Here is a 14974-nt window from a genome sequence, read left to right on the forward strand (position 1 = left end):
GTATCAGAGGCCGAGGGAGGTTTTGACTGCGTCGGCGGCAGGCTTGCCGTCAAGCGTCGTGACGCCAGACAGCCATGGGTCGACGGCGGTCGGATTGGCCTTCAGCCATGCGGTTGCCGCAGCCTTCGGGTCCTCGCCGCCAAGGATCGAGCCCATCAGCGAGTTTTCCATGCTGATGTCGAACTTCAGGTTCTTCATCAGTGCGGCCGCGTTCGGGCACTTCGCCGACCAGCCGGTGCGGGCCAGCGTGTAGACTTCCGCGCCGCCGAAGTTCGCGCCGAAATAGGCATCGCCGCCGGAGAGATAGGTGATCTGGAACTTCTCGTTCATCGGATGCGGCGCCCAGGCGAGGAACACCACGGCGCCCTTGTCCTTGGAGGCGCGCTCGACCTGCGCCAGCATCGCCTGCTCGCCGGATTCGACCAGCTTCCAGTCCTTGAGGCCGAAGTCGTTGGCGTCGATCATCTTCTGGATATTGCCGTTGGCAGGCGCACCCGGCTCGATGCCGTAGATCTGCTTGCCGAACTCGTCGCCATGCTTCTGCAGGTCGGCGAAATCCTTGATGCCCTTGTCGGCCACATAGGTCGGCACGGCGAGCGTGAACTTCGCGCCCTCAAGGTTCTTGTTCATCACCTCGACAGCCTTTGCGGCGTTAAGGTCGTCGATGAAGGACTTCTGCGCCGGCATCCAGTTGCCGAGGAAGACGTCGATCTCGCCGTTCTTCATCGACTGGTAGCCGATCGGCACGGAGAGCGTCTTGACGTCGGGCTCGTAGCCGAGCGCCGTCAGGATCACAGAGGTCACGCCATTGGTGGCGGTAATGTCGGTCCAGCCCGGATCAGACATGCGGATCGTCTTGCACGATGCATCGTCTGCGGCAGCGGCCGACCCAACGGCCAGAGCGGAAAGCACAACGCCGGCGGCAAGACGGCGGATCATGGAAACTGCTGTCATCTCATTTCCCCTTTTTTGTCATTTGATAGTTTTATTGAACAACACTAGCATCGTCCCTGTGAAGTCAGCTTTTTTCGATGGTTCCCAACAGGATTTTTTATGGCAGAGCGGCCGATCGATCTGGGGTGGATGCGCATTTTCGCGGAGATCGGCGGTGCCGGCAGCCTGTCGGCCGCAGCCGGCGCGCTCGGCCTCACCCAGCCCGCCGTCAGCTACCAGATCCGCAGACTGGAAGAGCAGATCGGCGTGACGTTGCTCAAGCGTCAGCACCGCGGCGTCGAGCTCACGCCCGAGGGGCAGCGGCTTTTCGATCTGGTCGCAAGAAGCGTCGATGAGATCGACCAGCTGACGCGCAGGCTGCGCAGCGAGAAGGAGCGCCCGTCGATCCGGTTGCATACGGACTACGCCTTTTCCGCGCTCTGGCTTATCCCACGCATGCACGCGTTTCGGCTTGTCCATCCAGATACCGATATCCAGATCATCGCCACGCAGCGCATGGAGCGTCATCGCTCGGGCGAGGGCGACGTTTCCGTCGTCTTCGGCACCCGCGCCGAATTCGGCCGCGACGCGAAGCTGCTGCTGCCGGAAAAGGTGGCGCCGGTCTGCAGCCCCGGCTTCATCGAGCGGAACGGCCCTTTCGAGACGCCTGCCGATCTCGCCCGCAACAGGCTGATCCACCTCGATACGGCAGTGCCATCGCCTTGGTTTGATTGGCGCAGCTATTTCGCCGAACTCGGCGTCGGGCGCGAGGCCTTTGCCGGGCAGGGCGATCTCAGCTTCAACACCTATTCGCTGGTGGTGCAGGCAGCTCTTGGCGAACAGGGGCTGGCGCTCGGCTGGATGGGCCTGGTCGACACGCTGCTGTCGACCGGTATTCTCTCTCTCGCCGGCCCGACGCTGGAAGCGCCGGATCGCGGCTATTTTCTGCTGCAGCCGAAAGGCCGCACGCCCGGAAGCGACGAACTCGGCGCCTGGATGCTGGCCGAAGCCGGTCTCTGACATCTCTATTTTCAAGCGGCAGAAGGTCAGGCTGCCAGATCCTGCAGGAAGTCGTCGCACCAGCGCGAAACGTCGTGGACCGTAAGATAATCCATCATCCGCTGCCAGCGCTCCTTGCGCTCCTCGAGCGACATGTTCAGCGCCCGCGCTATCGCGTTGGCGGTCCCCTCTATGTCGTAGGGGTTGACCAGAAGAGCGCCCTTCAGTTCACGGGCGGCACCCGCGAAGCGAGACAGCACGAGAACGCCCGGATCCTCGGGATCCTGCGCCGCGACATATTCCTTCGCCACGAGGTTCATGCCGTCGCGCAGCGGCGTCACGAGGCCCACGCGCGCAAGCCGATAAAGCCCGGCAAGGATGGGCCGGCTGAGCGAACGGTTGATATAGCGGATCGGCACCCAGTCCACGGTGCCTAGCGCGCCATTCACCCGACCTGCCTGTTCGGCGACCGTGCGCTGCATCTGCTCGTATTCGGGGACCTCCGAGCGCGATTTCGGCGTCACCTGCAGATAGGTCACGTTGCGCTGGTGGGCGGGGTTGTTGAGCACGAAGCGCTCGAAGGCGTCGATACGCTGTGTCAGCCCCTTGGAGTAATCGAGCCGATCGACGCCGATGATCAGGTCGCGGCCGATGATGCTCTCCTTCGCCTTGTGCACCATGGCGTGGCTGACGGCCTTGCGCGCGAACTTCGCAAAGGCTTCTGTCTCGATCCCGATCCCATAGGCGCCGCCCTTGAAGATCTTGTCGCCGGAGTTGAAGCGGCCGTCTCCCAGCGCGTCACCCATCTCCTCGCGACGCAGGCAGCCGGCGAAGTTCTCAAGATCGTGGTCGGTCTGGAAACCGACGAGATCGTAGGCGGCAAGCCCGCGCATGATCTCTTCATGCACAGGCATGGTGAACAGCACGTCGGCCGGCGGCCAAGGAATGTGGTGGAAGAAACCGATCCGGTTCTTCACGCCCATTTGCCGGAGTTCGGCCGCAAGCGGGATCAGGTGGTAATCGTGGATCCAGATCGTGTCGTCGGCCTCCAGCATCGGCGCCAGCCGGTGCGCGAAGAAGCGGTTGACGCGGAAGTAGCCCGTCATCTCCTTGCGGCCGTATTCCGCCAGATCCAGTCTATAGTGGCAGATCGGCCAGAGCACGCGATTGGCAAAGCCGAAGTAATATTCCTCGACATCCTTTTCCGTCAGATCCGTCAGCGCATAGGTGATCCGGCCATCCTCGCTGATCTGCAAGGGGCCCGGCTCGGTGTCGCCGCTCGACTTGCCCGACCAGCCCATCCAGATGCCGCCGCGCTGCTGGAGCGCGGCCTGCAGGGCCACGGCAAGCCCGCCGGCCGCCGCTGCCGCTCCGCCCTTTTCGGGAACGGGCACACGGTTGGAAACGATGACAAGACGGCTCACGCAATATTCCTTTCAAAAACGGCAGTACGCAAAAATGGCAATCGATAGGTCGCGATCATCAAACGGCGAGATGCGCGATGAGTTCCCGCAGGGCGGCGGCTGTCGGCAGTGTCAGTTGCGCCGCCGTGCCGGAGAGTGGTGTTCCGACGCGGATCGAATGTCCGCCCAGCCGGTTTGCGACGTGGAACATCGCCTCGTCGGTGATGTCGTCGCCAATGGCGATCGGACGGCGGCCGGCAAACGGCGCTTCCGACAGAAAGGTCTCCACCGCATGCCCCTTGTCGGCGCTGGCAGGACGAATTTCGAGCACCATCTTGCCGCGCTGCAGCGTCCAGTTCTCGCCGGCCTTGGCGAGAAATGTCTCCATCAGAGGCTCGAGTTCGGCCTGCCGCTGCGGCGCGAGTCGATAGTGCGCGGCGACCGCTGCCCCCTTGTCCTCAATCAGCACGCCATCGAAGCCTGACGTTTCCTTGCGCAGTTCGGCCTTCAGTTTCTCGAATTGCGCCGTCGCCTCGGCCAGCTCGATCCGTCCATCCGCGCGTCGCAACTCCGCGCCATGCAGGCCGGCAATCGGAAACTGGTAGGGGGGAAAGAGCTTGTCGGCATAGGGCAGCGCCCGTCCCGTCACCAGCGCCACGGCGCCGCCGAGCTTGCGCGACAGCTGATCGAGTTGCTGCGGCAGGGCAGGGGGCACGACAATGCCATCGGGCGTGTCGGCGAGATCGATCAAGGTGCCATCTATATCGAGAAACAGCGCCCAATCGGTGGCCGAGGACCGGAGCAGATTGAACAGAAACGAGGTCCCGGAAACCTGCTGTGGCTTCAGGGTTCGGGATGGCTGCGCTGGATAGGACATGTGGTCTAAATGTGGCAGCAAACCGCGATGGCAACCCTAAAAAGTCATCGCGGCCCCTTAGCGGCGTCTCGCGCGGACGTTCGCCATGCCTCAATCTCCCGGCGTCACAGGGGCATTGGCTGCATAAAACGCCTTCGCGTCGCGGGTGAACAAAGCGCCCTGATCACTGCGTGTGTAGAACATGTGCCCGCCCTGATAAACCTTCAGCCCAACCCGGTTGGCGGCTAGCGAAGCCGGCAGATGGTCGACGACATAGCGGCTGACGCCATAGGGCGTGACGAGATCGCTATAGCCATGCGCGATCAGCAGTCGGAAGCTTGGAACGGCGGCGAGGAACTGCCTGATGTCACCGGTCACACTTGCCTGCAGGCGCGAACCGCCACCCCGGCGGCCCCATTCCCACTGACGGTTTATGTCGCTGTCGAGCAGCGAGTATGTCATCTCCGTCTTGAAACCGAGCTCGTTGCGGGCGTAGTCGGCAAAAGCCCCGCCATAAGCACGGGTGAAGCCGTCAAGAATGGCATCGTCTCCACGCGCGTCGGCTGTCTCGGGAAACGCATCGGGCGTGGTAAAGGCCGCGTCATAAGGGCTCGCGACCAGCCCGTCGCTCTTGCCGATCTCCTTGGCAAAGGCGTTGCCGAGAAAGCCACGATTCTTCTCGACGACATCCGCGGGGATCCCGGTCATGTCAGCCAGCTTGGAATAGAACGCCTTTGCCGCATCGCCCGTGGGCGCCGCGCCTGCCAGCGTCGTCAGATAGTCGCCAAGCGCGAACCGCTCGGCCTCGCGCTGTTTCGTCTCGTCGAATGCCTTTCGCCGATCCATCTGAGCTGCCGCCAACGACGGCAGTTCCAGCGCCGCGCCGAGCGCGAACTCGTCGGCGCCGAACATCAACTGTCCCTCAAGGAGCGGCGACAGCATGACCGCACCCGAGATGATGATGCCTTGCGTATCCTTGAGCGCGCTCGCCACCTTCGCCGCTCGGAAGCCACCATAGCTCTCGCCGAGTAGATATTTCGGCGAAGACGCCCGGTTGTTGTGCGTGACGTAGAGCGCGATCGCCTTGGCCACGCTCTCGGCGTCGGCATTCACATTGTAGTATTTCGTGGCATCATCGGGCTTCACCGTCCGGCTCCAGCCGGTACCAACAGGGTCGATCAGCATGAGGTCGGTGAAGTCGAGCCAGCTGTTCGGGTTGTCGACCAGCCTGGCTTCCGCGCCGTCATCGCCCTTCGGTCCGAAGTCGACGATGCGCGGCCCGACGAGACCGAGATGCAGGAAGGCCGAGGCAGCGCCCGGGCCACCGTTGAAGGCGAAGGTCAGCGGCCGGTTGGCCCCGCCATCCTTCGTGACGTAAGCGGTGTAAAAGATAGCCGCCGTCTGAGCGCCATCCTGGCCGAACATGTCGAGCGTTCCGGCCGTCGCGGTATAGGCGAGCTTGCGGCCATCGAGAGTGATCTCATGCTCGGTGACGGAATCCGCCGGTAGCAGCTTCAGCACGCCCTCGCGCGATCCGGCGGATGGCCGCGCGGCGTCTTGGGCATAGGTCAGGGATGGGCCGAGTGCGGCGGTGAGCCCGGTAGCCAGGATGGTGGCCAGGACAATGGATCGAAAGCGCACGATTGTTCCTCCGCGAATGCCATCTTTGCCCGGAGCCTAGCATCGGCGCAACTGCAGAGGGCATCAACAGATGGTGAAGGCCTTAATCAGCGGTTTTTTCGACCGTCCGCGCATTCACATGCATCGCCCGCCCGGCATTCCAGCCGTTGATGGCGGCCCCCGTTCCGAGCGCCACGAACAGCACCGCGCACCAGGCAAAGCTCCCCGTCCAACCACGGATGAGGCCGACGACGAGCGGCCCGATGGCGGCGAGCAGATAACCGACGCATTGCGCCATGCCGGAAAGATGCGCCGCCACATGCGGATCGCGCGAGCGCAGCACGATCGTGGTCATCGCCGCCGCGATCAACCCGCCCTGGCCGATTCCCTGAAGCACCGCCCAGAGCCAGACCGTCGAAAGCGGCGCGAAGAGCAGCCCCAGCAGCGCGACCACGGCAATGCCGCAAAGCGCCGCGTTGATCACCCGCTGGTCCTTGCCGCGCACCGCGATCTGCGGCGCGACCAAGCAGGACGCCGCCTGCACCATCACCGACACGGAAACGATCGCGCCGGCCGTGACGCCATCCATGCCGCGCTCGCGCAGGATCGGCACCAGCCAGCCGAAGACGCAGTAGGCAAGTGCCGACTGCAGCCCCATGAACAGCGTCACCTGCCATGCAAGCCTGTCCCGCCATAGCCCCTCGACGGAGAAACCGCTGCGCTTGACCTGCGCTTTCGTCGACAGCACCTGCGGCAGCCAGATCAGGCCGACCACGAGCGCGGGCAGCGCCCAGATCGCCAGTGCCGCCGCCATCGAGCCGCCGAAGGCGCGCTCCAGCGGCAGCGTAAATCCGGCAGCGCCGGCCGCGCCCGCGCAGAGCGCCATCGTGTAGAAACCCGTCATCAGCGCCGCACGATCGGCAAAATCGCGCTTCACCAGACCGGGCAGCAGAACATTGCCAACGGCGATGCAGGCGCCGGCCAGCGCCGAGCCGATGAACAGAAGCGGTATGGAGGAGAGGCCGCGCAGCGCCGTTCCGAGCGCCAGTAGCAACAGCACGCCAAGCAGCGTCCGCTCGGCGCCGATACGCTGCGCGAGCTTCGGCGCCAGCGGCGAGAAGGCGCCGAGGCAGACGACCGGCAATGTCGTGAGCAGACTGGTGCCCAGCGCCGACAGGCCAAGCTCGCGGCGGATTTCGGGCAGCAGCGTCGAGGCGCTGGAAAACAGCGGTCGCAGATTGAACGCGATCAACACCAGGCTGGCACCGAGCACGAACCGTCCCGTCGCGCTCGTTCCGATCGGCGGCTGCGGTTGTGGCACGCTGTCTGCTTCCGCATCGATCAGCTGCTCCTCGGCGTGATCGTAGAGGTGGGCGGCGTCTTGCAAAGGCGTAGTCATGAAAGGATCATCCGGTCGAGAGCTGTAATTACAGGAGCCATGAAGGCGCGCACCGCCGCATCCGCTTTTTCGGCGTTGCCGGTAGCAATCGCGTCGATGATGGCGGCGTGGGCTTGCATGTCGGGCTCGGGAATGTCCTCGCCCAGGGTCGCCTCGATGGTCTCGGCGATCGAGGCGGAAAAGAAGTCGTAGATCTCGATCATCGCGCGGTTTTGCGAAGCTGCGATCACCGCCTTGTGGAAGGCGAGGTCGCGCTCGATGAAGGCTATCTTGTCGCCGCCCTCGAAATTGCCGCGGCTTTCAAGCAGCTTGCGCAGCGTCGTGATTGTCTGCGGCGTGTGGCGGAGCGCCGCCAGTCTGGCTGCCTCGACATCGAGCGCGCATCGCGCCTCGAAAAGATCGCGGAGCCCGGCGCGCCGCGCCATCGTCAGCGGCAATGCGGTATCGGTGGTCGAAAGCACATAGGTACCTGACCCCTGCCGTGTCTCAAGCAGGCCTTGCGAGACAAGCACCCGCACGGCCTCGCGCACCGTGCCGCGGCTGACACAGAGCATGACGGAGAGGGCGGCCTCGTTGGGCAGCTTGTCACCGACGGCCCAGCGCTTGGAAAGGATCTCGGTACGGATCGCCTCTGTCGCGGTTTCCGCGAGATTGGTTTTCGAAAGCGGCTGCATTGGCGCCTCATAAAGTCATCTGATGATTTTATCAATAGCGATGGAATTGCCTTTGGTCAATTAGCGACCTGAAACGGAAAAAGGGCCGCGCTAGCGACCCTTTCCATGAGTTCTGGCCTGTAAAACCGGCCGGACCGCTATGGCGATCCCAGGAAGGCGGGTTTCAGAGCGAGGGCTGCCTCGCCTTCATCACCACTTCCAAGCCCGTTACGAGGTCCGAAATCTCATTAGACATTGGATCACCTTCCTTTCGTTCTGTTTCCGATAGAAGAAAGGTAAGAGCATTTCAGTGGGATGCAAGGCCTAATTTGGTGGTAATGGAGATTGCAACCAAGGGATGATATTGCTTGCGGCGTGAGTGGCAAAGCAGCGTCCGCCGCGCCAGCCGGCGGAATCGGGGAAGATGGGCAACCTCGACCGCGGCGATCGGCCTCGCCCTCTCACAAGGAGGTGAGCTATGTGGTTTCCACTTAGCTTCACGTTTAGGGTAAGAAAAACCCGGACCAGCTGGCTGCTTGAGGTCCGGGTTAGCTTCAAAGCCTAAGCAAGTGGAAGGCAGGCACCAACCTGCCTTCCACTCCTTGAATATAAGCCATACCTCGACTTTCATCAAGACATCGCGCGCAATGCTGGTGGTCCGCACCCGGTTCGCGCGGGCCGTCCACAACCCCATTCACAAAACAAAATGCTGCATCGCGGAAGTTGATCGCCGTCAATGTCAGAAAAACGTCATGTTCGGCTTGCAAGCCACATGCTTGTTTAGTTCTTATTAACCATCGGATTCGACAATCGTCGATGCGTTTCAGCATTGTCCCGCCACGATCAGGGCGGGTTGCGGAGTGAATAGCATGTGTCGCTGGGCAGCCTATCGCGGAGAACCCCTCTATTTGGAGGAGCTTGTCTCGTCGCCTGCGCACTCCCTGATCGAGCAATCCCACTGCGCCACCCGCGCCAAGACGGCGACCAATGGCGATGGTTTCGGCATCGCGTGGTACGGCGATCACCCCGAGCCTGGCCGCTATCGCGACACGCTGCCGGCGTGGTCGGATTGCAACCTGAAAAGCATTGCGCGGCAGATCCGCTCGCCGCTGTTTCTCGCCCATGTCCGCGCCGCGACTGGCGGCGGCACGCGGCGTGACAACTGCCATCCCTTCGTTTTCGCCAACTGGTCCTTCATGCACAACGGCCAGATAGCGGGCTTCGAGCGCCTGCGCCGGTCGATGGAGGCGATGCTCGACGACGACCTTTTCAATGCGCGCGGCGGTACAACCGATTCCGAGCTGATGTTCCTGCTCGCGCTCCAGTTCGGCCTGCGCCAGACGCCGATCGCCGCCATGTCGGAAATGATCCGCTTCGTCGAGGGCCTGTCGGAAAACATTCTCGGCTCCGCGCTCGTGCGCTACACGGCCGCCTTCTCCGATGGCAATGCGCTCTATGCCATCCGCTACGCCACCGATCGCAAGGCGCCGACGCTCTATGCGTCTCCTGTCGGCAAAGGCTATTGCCTCGTGTCCGAGCCGCTCAACGACGATGTCGATGCCTGGGCGGAAATTCCGGATGGCAGCGCCGTCACGCTGACCGATAACGGCCTCGACGTCACCCCGTTCCAACCGGTCGCAACGCCTGCCAAATCCGCTCCCGTCGCTATCCCCGCCTGAGCCGTTCGGCGATCAGTTCCGCAAGCTTCGTCGCGACATCCTCCTTGGCCATGTCGGGCCATTGATCGATGCCATCGCGCGTGACGATCTTCACGCGGTTGCGCACGCCACCCATGATGCCGGTTGCCGGTGAGACGTCGTTGGCGACGATCATGTCGGCGCCCTTGCGCTCCAGCTTGGCTTTCGCGTTGCTGTCGACATCCTGCGTCTCGGCGGCGAAGCCGACCACGAGCTTCGGCCGCAGCGTGTGATGCCCGATCGTCTTCAGGATGTCGGGGTTTTCGGTGAGCGCCAGCGTCGGAATGGACTCTCCAGGATGCTTCTTGATCTTCTGGTCCGAAGCGGATGCCACGCGCCAGTCGGCGACGGCCGCGACCATCACCGCGATATCGGCGGGCAGCGCGGTCAACACCGCGTCGCGCATATCCTCGGCGCGCTCGACATGGATGGTCTTCACACCGGCGGGATCGGCGATCGTCACCGGGCCTGAGACCAAGGTCACATCCGCGCCAAGCCGGGCCAGCGCCGAAGCGATCGCGTGGCCCTGCCGGCCGGATGAGCGGTTGGCGATATAGCGCACCGGATCGATCGGCTCGTGCGTCGGTCCGGATGTGACGATCGCCTTGCGCCCGGCAAGCGGCTTCGGGCTGGTGTCGAGCAGTCGCTCCGCCGCGGCGACGATGTCGAGAGGTTCGGCCATGCGGCCAACGCCCGCCTCGCGGCTTTCCGCCATCTCGCCGGCCATTGGCCCGATGAAATGGACGCCATCGCCGTGAAGCGTTGCGACATTCCGTTTGGTCGCGGCGTTGCTCCACATGTGCGGGTTCATCGCCGGCGCCAGAAGCACCGGCCGGTCGGTGGCGAGCAGCACCGTCGAGGCGAGATCGTCGGCCAGCCCGTTCGCCATCTTCGCCATCAGGTCGGCGGTCGCAGGCGCCACCAGCACGAGGTCGCAGTCGCGCGCCAGCCTGATATGGCCGACATCCTGCTCGTCCTGCCGTGAAAACAGATCGGTGAACACGTGGTCGGCGGCCAGCGCCCCAACGGCAAGCGGTGTCACGAACTGCTGCGCGCCCGCTGTCATCACCGGCCGGACCGAGGCGCCGTGCTCGCGAAGGCGCCGGATCAGATCGAGGCTCTTATAGGCCGCGATGCCGCCGGAGATGATGAGGAGGATACGTTTGCCGCCGAGAACCATGCCGCTTGTCCAACGTGGAATTTACTCCGCAAACCCTAAGCCTTTGGCGGATAATAAGCAATCGGCGCCAGTGGTTCAGTCCCGGCAGTTCGTCCCACCTCTCACGCGTGCTGCTGTTGCCTGACATGGCTGAAGATCGCGATCGCCATGCCGACGCCCGCAAGCTGCAGCAACGAGCCGCCGGCTTCGGCAAGCGTCGGAAGGCGCTGTTCGAAGACGAAGCCGAAGATCAGGCCGAACACGGTTTCGGCGACGATCAGCTGTGCGGCCAAGGCCAATGGCAGCCTCTTCGAGGCGATCATCCACAAAAGCGTGGCGAGCCACGCGCCGGCAAGCCCCATGATCAGCGACCATAAAAGGAAGCGCATGAGGTCGATGTCTGTATAGACGATAGGCGTGTTCAGCGATGTCAGCGGGATCAGCACAAGGCTGCCGAGCCCGGCACCGATGCCCTGCAGACCCGTCCATTGCAGGATGTCGGGCGCGTCGGGCGATTGCATGGTGGCGGTGCTGGCCAGTCCGTAGACGACCCAGAGAACGAGCCCGATCGCCGCGGACGCGATGCCGTAGGCGATCATCATCCTGTCGACCGTTGGCGTCGATGCGAAGACGGCGATGTTCACCCAGGCGATCCCGGCCGCGATCAGCATCAGCGGCAGTGCAAGCAGGCGCCAGGACACGGAACGGTCGCGGAAGTTGGCGATCATCGCCAGGATCACGGGCATGGTTCCGATCACCAGCGGCGGGATGGCAGCACCCGCAAACCGCACCGCATAGGCGACGCTGATGAAATAGCCGACATAGCCGATACCGCCGAGCAGCAGCGCGGTGATCATCGGCCGGAGCTTGATGCCGCGCGGCCGGAAGCGCGGATGAACCATCAGCACCACGCTGGTCAGCGCGAACAGGCCATATCGCGCCACGGTGAGATCGAGCGTCGTGAACGGCGCGATGGCGCGCGGCACGACAAAGGTCAGCCCCCACAGTGCGCAGGTGGCGATGCCGCAGAGAATGCCGAACAGCATGGAGGTCTCCGGAACGGATAGAGCCGCAGGAAATGGGAAGGAATCGGGGTAATCGAAGAGCTGGAAATGCCACTATGCCCGATATCGCACGGGTGCAAGCGTCCACCAACGACATGGCGCAGGCGGGAAGGGGACAGCCCGGGATTGCAAATCGTTCGAGAGCGGCTCCGATAGTGAGGTGGCCAAAGGTCGCATCCCCCGGCACCGATCGCCTAAGCTGATGAATAGATAGAAAGAATGCAGCCTTGGCGTCGCCGGCCGGCCGCGTGACATTGTCCGCGCGCTGTGGCATGCAGCGGATATGGGGATGATCAGGACAGTTTTGGGGGACAGGGTATCGGCAAGCGCCATCACGCTGCTCGTCGCCCTCCTGCTGCTGATCCAGGGCCTGCTCTCAGGCCAGGCTCAGGGATCGATGGCGAGCTCCGCCATGGATCCCCTGCAGTCGATCTGCTCGATGACAGGCGAAAGCGTCATCGACCACGTCGATCATGCCGAAAACACCAGCGGCGGCACATCGCATGATCGATCGCACGGCAAGGCCGCCGATTGCCCCTGCTGCACGCTCTGTCGTCTCGCCGCCCACGCAATGCCGGCCATCCTCGGTGCGGACACTGCGATCCTCCACGTCGATGCCGTCGGCACGGCCGAGATCGTCTTCACCGCAGGCAACGCCATCACGCCCAGCCTGCGAGGCCTGATCGGCCAACCGCGCGCACCGCCACAAATCTCCTGACGTCCGATTGCCGGCACTCTCAGTGCCGGCCCCAATCTTCATCATCAGGAGACATATCATGTCCGATTTCACCATCGGTCGGGAAGGTGCGAGCGCTGCCGTGCGTTCCCCATCCGATCTCTACCGCGCCGTCTGGCGCTGGCATTTCTACGCAGGTCTTCTCGTCCTGCCCTTCATGCTCTCGCTTGCCGTCACCGGCGCGCTCTATCTCTTCAAGGACGAGATCGACAATGTCGTCCATGCCGATCTGAAGCGCGTCGCAATCAGCGAGCAGGCAACGCGACCGCCATCCGCGATGGTGGATGCCGCCCTTGCCGCCCATCCCGGCACCGCAATCAAGTTCACCGATCCCGTCAACCCCGGCGCATCTGCGGAGATCACCATCAACACCGGGGCCGAGGGCAATATCGCCGTCTACGTCGATCCCTATAGCGGCAAGGTGCTCGGCGCGCTGCCCGATCGCGGCACGATCATGTGGACGGTCCGCTACCTCCATAGCCTCAAATATTTCGGCTCCGTCACCCGCTCGTTGATCGAGATCGCGGCCGGCTGGGCGATCCTGCTTGTCGGCACCGGCATCTATCTCTGGTGGCCGCGCAAGCAGACCGGCGGCGTCCTCAGCATTCGCGGCACACCGCGCAAGCGCGTCTTCTGGCGCGATACCCATGCGGTCCTCGGCCTTTTCGTCGGTGGTTTCATCGTCTTCCTCGCCGTCACGGGCATGCCGTGGTCGGGCGTGTGGGGCGCCAAGGTCAACGAGTGGGCGAATGGCAACAATTTTGGCTATCCGGCCGGCGTTCGCGTGGCTGTCCCCATGTCCGACGAACATGTCGACCATATCGCCAAGACCACATGGTCGCTCGAGCAGGCGCAGGTCCCGCAATCCCCGGCTCATCAGCATGGCGCGATGCCCATCAACCTCGATGAAGCCGTCTCCACTTTCGACCGCCTCGGCCTGCATCGCGGCTATGCCGTCAACATCCCCGTGGATGCGATGGGCGTCTATACCGGCTCTGTCTATCCTGACGATCTCGCCGAGCAGCGCGTCGTGCATCTCGATCAGTTCACGGGAAAACCGCTGATCGACATGAGCTATGCCGATTACGGCCCACTTGGCAAGGCACTGGAGTGGAGCATCAACGTCCATATGGGACAGGAGTTTGGACTGGCGAACCAGCTCGTCCTTCTCGCCGCCTGCATCGGCATCGCGGTGCTGGCGGTATCAGCCGGCGTCATGTGGTGGAAGCGCCGCCCGGCAGGCTCGCTCGGCGTTCCGCCCATGCCCTCGGACAAGCGGGTGTTTCGCGGCCTGATCGCCATCCTCGCCATCGGCGGCATCATCTTCCCGTTGGTCGGCCTGTCGCTCGTCGTCATGCTGGCGCTCGACTGGATATACGTGAAAACCCGCCGCCGCCGATCGATCTGAAAGCCGTGAGGAGGCATCGTCGATGCCTCCTCACACTTTACTCCTGAACGATCCCGACACAGAAATCGATGAACGCCCTGACCTTCGCCGGCACATGCTGGCGCGAAGGATAGAAGGCGTAGAGCGGGAATGTCTCGTCGGGCCAATCCGGAAACAGGTCGATCAGCTGGCCGCTTTCCAGATAGTCCTGCATCCCAAGCGAAAACACCTGCGCGATGCCGATCCCGGCAAGGCAGGTGGCGAGCGTCGTGCCGGCGTCGTTGACGAGAATGCGTCCGCGCGTCTCGATCGGCACGACCTCGGCGCCACGCCGCAATTCCCACTCGAAGGGCCGGCCCGTCAACGAATCCCGGAACTGGATACAGGTGTGGTCGGCAAGATCGCCGGGCGCCGTCGGCCGTCCGTGCTTGGCGAGATAGGTGGGCGCCGCGATGGTGATCACCCGCGTACGCATCAAGAGCCGCGAGATCAGCGTGGTCTGCGAGGGATCGCCGAAGCGCACCGCCACGTCCATGCCGTCGGCCACCAGATCGCCGATCTCGTTGCGGGTGATGATCTCGATCTGCAGCTCGGGATAGAGATCGAGAAACGCGCCGAGCCTGGGTCCCAGAACCAGCCGCGAAAAATACGGATCGACATTGACCCTGAGCCGCCCGCGCACCGATTGCGCCACGCCCGAGGCCGCCATCGCTGCCTCCTCTATGCCGCTCAGCAGTGGCGCCACCTGCTCGTAGAAGCGGGCGCCGTCGTCGGTCAGGCGCATGGTGCGGGTGGTGCGGTCGAGCAGGCGCAGACCGATGCGGCCTTCCAGCCGGGCGATGGCGCGGCTGACGCCTGATGGTGACAGACCCATCGCATCCGCCGCCCGTGCGAAGCTGCCGCTTTCGATCACGGCGGCCAGCACACTCACTCCGTTCAGCAATCGCCCGTCGAACATCGATCCATCCGTGATTTTCAGTCACCAATACCATGACATATGCGCACTTCAATCAAAGATCGGAAAGGATCATTTTGCGGGCGAACGGAAAACTGAACCAAAGGAGTTTC

At 63.4% G+C, this 14974-nt stretch carries 14 protein-coding genes; 4 read left to right on the forward strand and 10 right to left on the reverse strand.

The features are described 5' to 3' along the window. Positions 1-3: 3 nt before the first annotated feature. Positions 4-954 carry a choline ABC transporter substrate-binding protein gene (locus J5286_RS01995; RefSeq protein ID WP_113198738.1) on the reverse strand — a complete coding sequence of 317 codons (951 nt, stop codon included), beginning with the start codon at positions 952-954 and terminating at the stop codon, positions 4-6. Between the two features lie 99 nt (positions 955-1053). Here J5286_RS01995 and J5286_RS02000 point away from each other — a divergent pair, with 99 nt between their 5' ends. Next, positions 1054-1953: a choline sulfate utilization transcriptional regulator gene (locus J5286_RS02000; RefSeq protein ID WP_209188865.1), complete on the forward strand. Its 900-nt coding sequence runs from the start codon at positions 1054-1056 to the stop codon at positions 1951-1953. Positions 1954-1979: 26 nt separating this feature from the next. Here the strand turns inward: J5286_RS02000 and otsA are convergent, their stop codons facing one another. The 6 genes from otsA to J5286_RS02030 all read right to left on the reverse strand — a co-directional run bounded on the left by otsA (position 1980) and on the right by J5286_RS02030 (position 8693). Continuing rightward, the gene (gene otsA / locus J5286_RS02005) at positions 1980-3356 is read right to left on the reverse strand and encodes an alpha,alpha-trehalose-phosphate synthase (UDP-forming) (protein WP_209188868.1); all 1377 of its coding nucleotides are present in this window, start codon (positions 3354-3356) and stop codon (positions 1980-1982) included. Between the two features lie 58 nt (positions 3357-3414). After that, positions 3415-4212 (reverse strand): trehalose-phosphatase, encoded by a 798-nt coding sequence (otsB, locus tag J5286_RS02010; protein WP_209188870.1) that lies wholly within the window; start codon positions 4210-4212, stop codon positions 3415-3417. Positions 4213-4302: 90 nt separating this feature from the next. Next, a complete protein-coding gene (locus J5286_RS02015) occupies positions 4303-5832 on the reverse strand; it encodes a S10 family peptidase (RefSeq protein ID WP_209188872.1) in 1530 nt (509 codons plus the stop codon). Between the two features lie 82 nt (positions 5833-5914). After that, positions 5915-7210, reverse strand: a complete 1296-nt coding sequence (locus J5286_RS02020) for a CynX/NimT family MFS transporter (RefSeq protein WP_209188874.1) — start codon at positions 7208-7210, stop codon at positions 5915-5917. Next, positions 7207-7884, reverse strand: coding sequence for a FadR/GntR family transcriptional regulator (locus J5286_RS02025; protein WP_209188876.1), 678 nt, complete (start codon positions 7882-7884; stop codon positions 7207-7209). Before J5286_RS02025 ends, J5286_RS02020 begins: the two co-directional genes overlap by 4 nt. Before the next feature lie 533 nt (positions 7885-8417). Then, entirely contained in the window at positions 8418-8693 is a 276-nt protein-coding gene (locus J5286_RS02030; protein WP_209188877.1) for a hypothetical protein, read from the reverse strand. Between the two features lie 39 nt (positions 8694-8732). Between J5286_RS02030 and J5286_RS02035 the strand changes: the two genes are divergently transcribed. Next, on the forward strand, positions 8733-9542 hold the full coding sequence (locus J5286_RS02035; protein ID WP_209188879.1) for a class II glutamine amidotransferase: 810 nt from the start codon (positions 8733-8735) through the stop codon (positions 9540-9542). Here the strand turns inward: J5286_RS02035 and coaBC are convergent. After that, the gene (gene coaBC, locus J5286_RS02040; protein WP_209188881.1) at positions 9529-10740 is read right to left on the reverse strand and encodes a bifunctional phosphopantothenoylcysteine decarboxylase/phosphopantothenate--cysteine ligase CoaBC; all 1212 of its coding nucleotides are present in this window, start codon (positions 10738-10740) and stop codon (positions 9529-9531) included. The genes J5286_RS02035 and coaBC overlap by 14 nt on opposite strands. A gap of 101 nt (positions 10741-10841) precedes the next feature. Next, on the reverse strand, positions 10842-11765 hold the full coding sequence (locus tag J5286_RS02045; RefSeq protein WP_209188883.1) for a DMT family transporter: 924 nt from the start codon (positions 11763-11765) through the stop codon (positions 10842-10844). A gap of 307 nt (positions 11766-12072) precedes the next feature. Here J5286_RS02045 and J5286_RS02050 point away from each other — a divergent pair, with 307 nt between their 5' ends. After that, positions 12073-12501, forward strand: a complete 429-nt coding sequence (locus J5286_RS02050) for a DUF2946 family protein (RefSeq protein ID WP_245205305.1) — start codon at positions 12073-12075, stop codon at positions 12499-12501. Between the two features lie 58 nt (positions 12502-12559). Then, on the forward strand, positions 12560-13927 hold the full coding sequence (locus J5286_RS02055; RefSeq protein WP_209188887.1) for a PepSY-associated TM helix domain-containing protein: 1368 nt from the start codon (positions 12560-12562) through the stop codon (positions 13925-13927). 37 nt (positions 13928-13964) lie between these two features. On the opposite strand, the gene J5286_RS02060 is transcribed toward J5286_RS02055, so the two are convergent. After that, entirely contained in the window at positions 13965-14864 is a 900-nt protein-coding gene (locus J5286_RS02060) for a LysR family transcriptional regulator (protein WP_209188888.1), read from the reverse strand. Positions 14865-14974 lie beyond the last annotated feature (110 nt).

The sequence above is a fragment of the Rhizobium sp. 16-488-2b genome, assembly GCF_017741815.1.
In the GTDB taxonomy this organism is placed as follows: domain Bacteria; phylum Pseudomonadota; class Alphaproteobacteria; order Rhizobiales; family Rhizobiaceae; genus Rhizobium.

What these genes read in the sequence shown, in the direction of transcription:
- J5286_RS01995 (WP_113198738.1), bottom strand. Translation starts at nt 954, where the DNA reads ATGACAGCAGTTTCCATGATCCGCCGTCTTGCCGCCGGCGTTGTGCTT.
- J5286_RS02000 (WP_209188865.1), top strand. Translation starts at nt 1,054, where the DNA reads ATGGCAGAGCGGCCGATCGATCTGGGGTGGATGCGCATTTTCGCGGAG.
- otsB (WP_209188870.1), bottom strand. Translation starts at nt 4,212, where the DNA reads ATGTCCTATCCAGCGCAGCCATCCCGAACCCTGAAGCCACAGCAGGTT.
- J5286_RS02020 (WP_209188874.1), bottom strand. Translation starts at nt 7,210, where the DNA reads ATGACTACGCCTTTGCAAGACGCCGCCCACCTCTACGATCACGCCGAG.
- J5286_RS02025 (WP_209188876.1), bottom strand. Translation starts at nt 7,884, where the DNA reads ATGCAGCCGCTTTCGAAAACCAATCTCGCGGAAACCGCGACAGAGGCG.
- J5286_RS02030 (WP_209188877.1), bottom strand. Translation starts at nt 8,693, where the DNA reads ATGCTGAAACGCATCGACGATTGTCGAATCCGATGGTTAATAAGAACT.
- J5286_RS02035 (WP_209188879.1), top strand. Translation starts at nt 8,733, where the DNA reads ATGTGTCGCTGGGCAGCCTATCGCGGAGAACCCCTCTATTTGGAGGAG.
- coaBC (WP_209188881.1), bottom strand. Translation starts at nt 10,740, where the DNA reads ATGGTTCTCGGCGGCAAACGTATCCTCCTCATCATCTCCGGCGGCATC.
- J5286_RS02045 (WP_209188883.1), bottom strand. Translation starts at nt 11,765, where the DNA reads ATGCTGTTCGGCATTCTCTGCGGCATCGCCACCTGCGCACTGTGGGGG.
- J5286_RS02050 (WP_245205305.1), top strand. Translation starts at nt 12,073, where the DNA reads ATGATCAGGACAGTTTTGGGGGACAGGGTATCGGCAAGCGCCATCACG.
- J5286_RS02055 (WP_209188887.1), top strand. Translation starts at nt 12,560, where the DNA reads ATGTCCGATTTCACCATCGGTCGGGAAGGTGCGAGCGCTGCCGTGCGT.
- J5286_RS02060 (WP_209188888.1), bottom strand. Translation starts at nt 14,864, where the DNA reads ATGTTCGACGGGCGATTGCTGAACGGAGTGAGTGTGCTGGCCGCCGTG.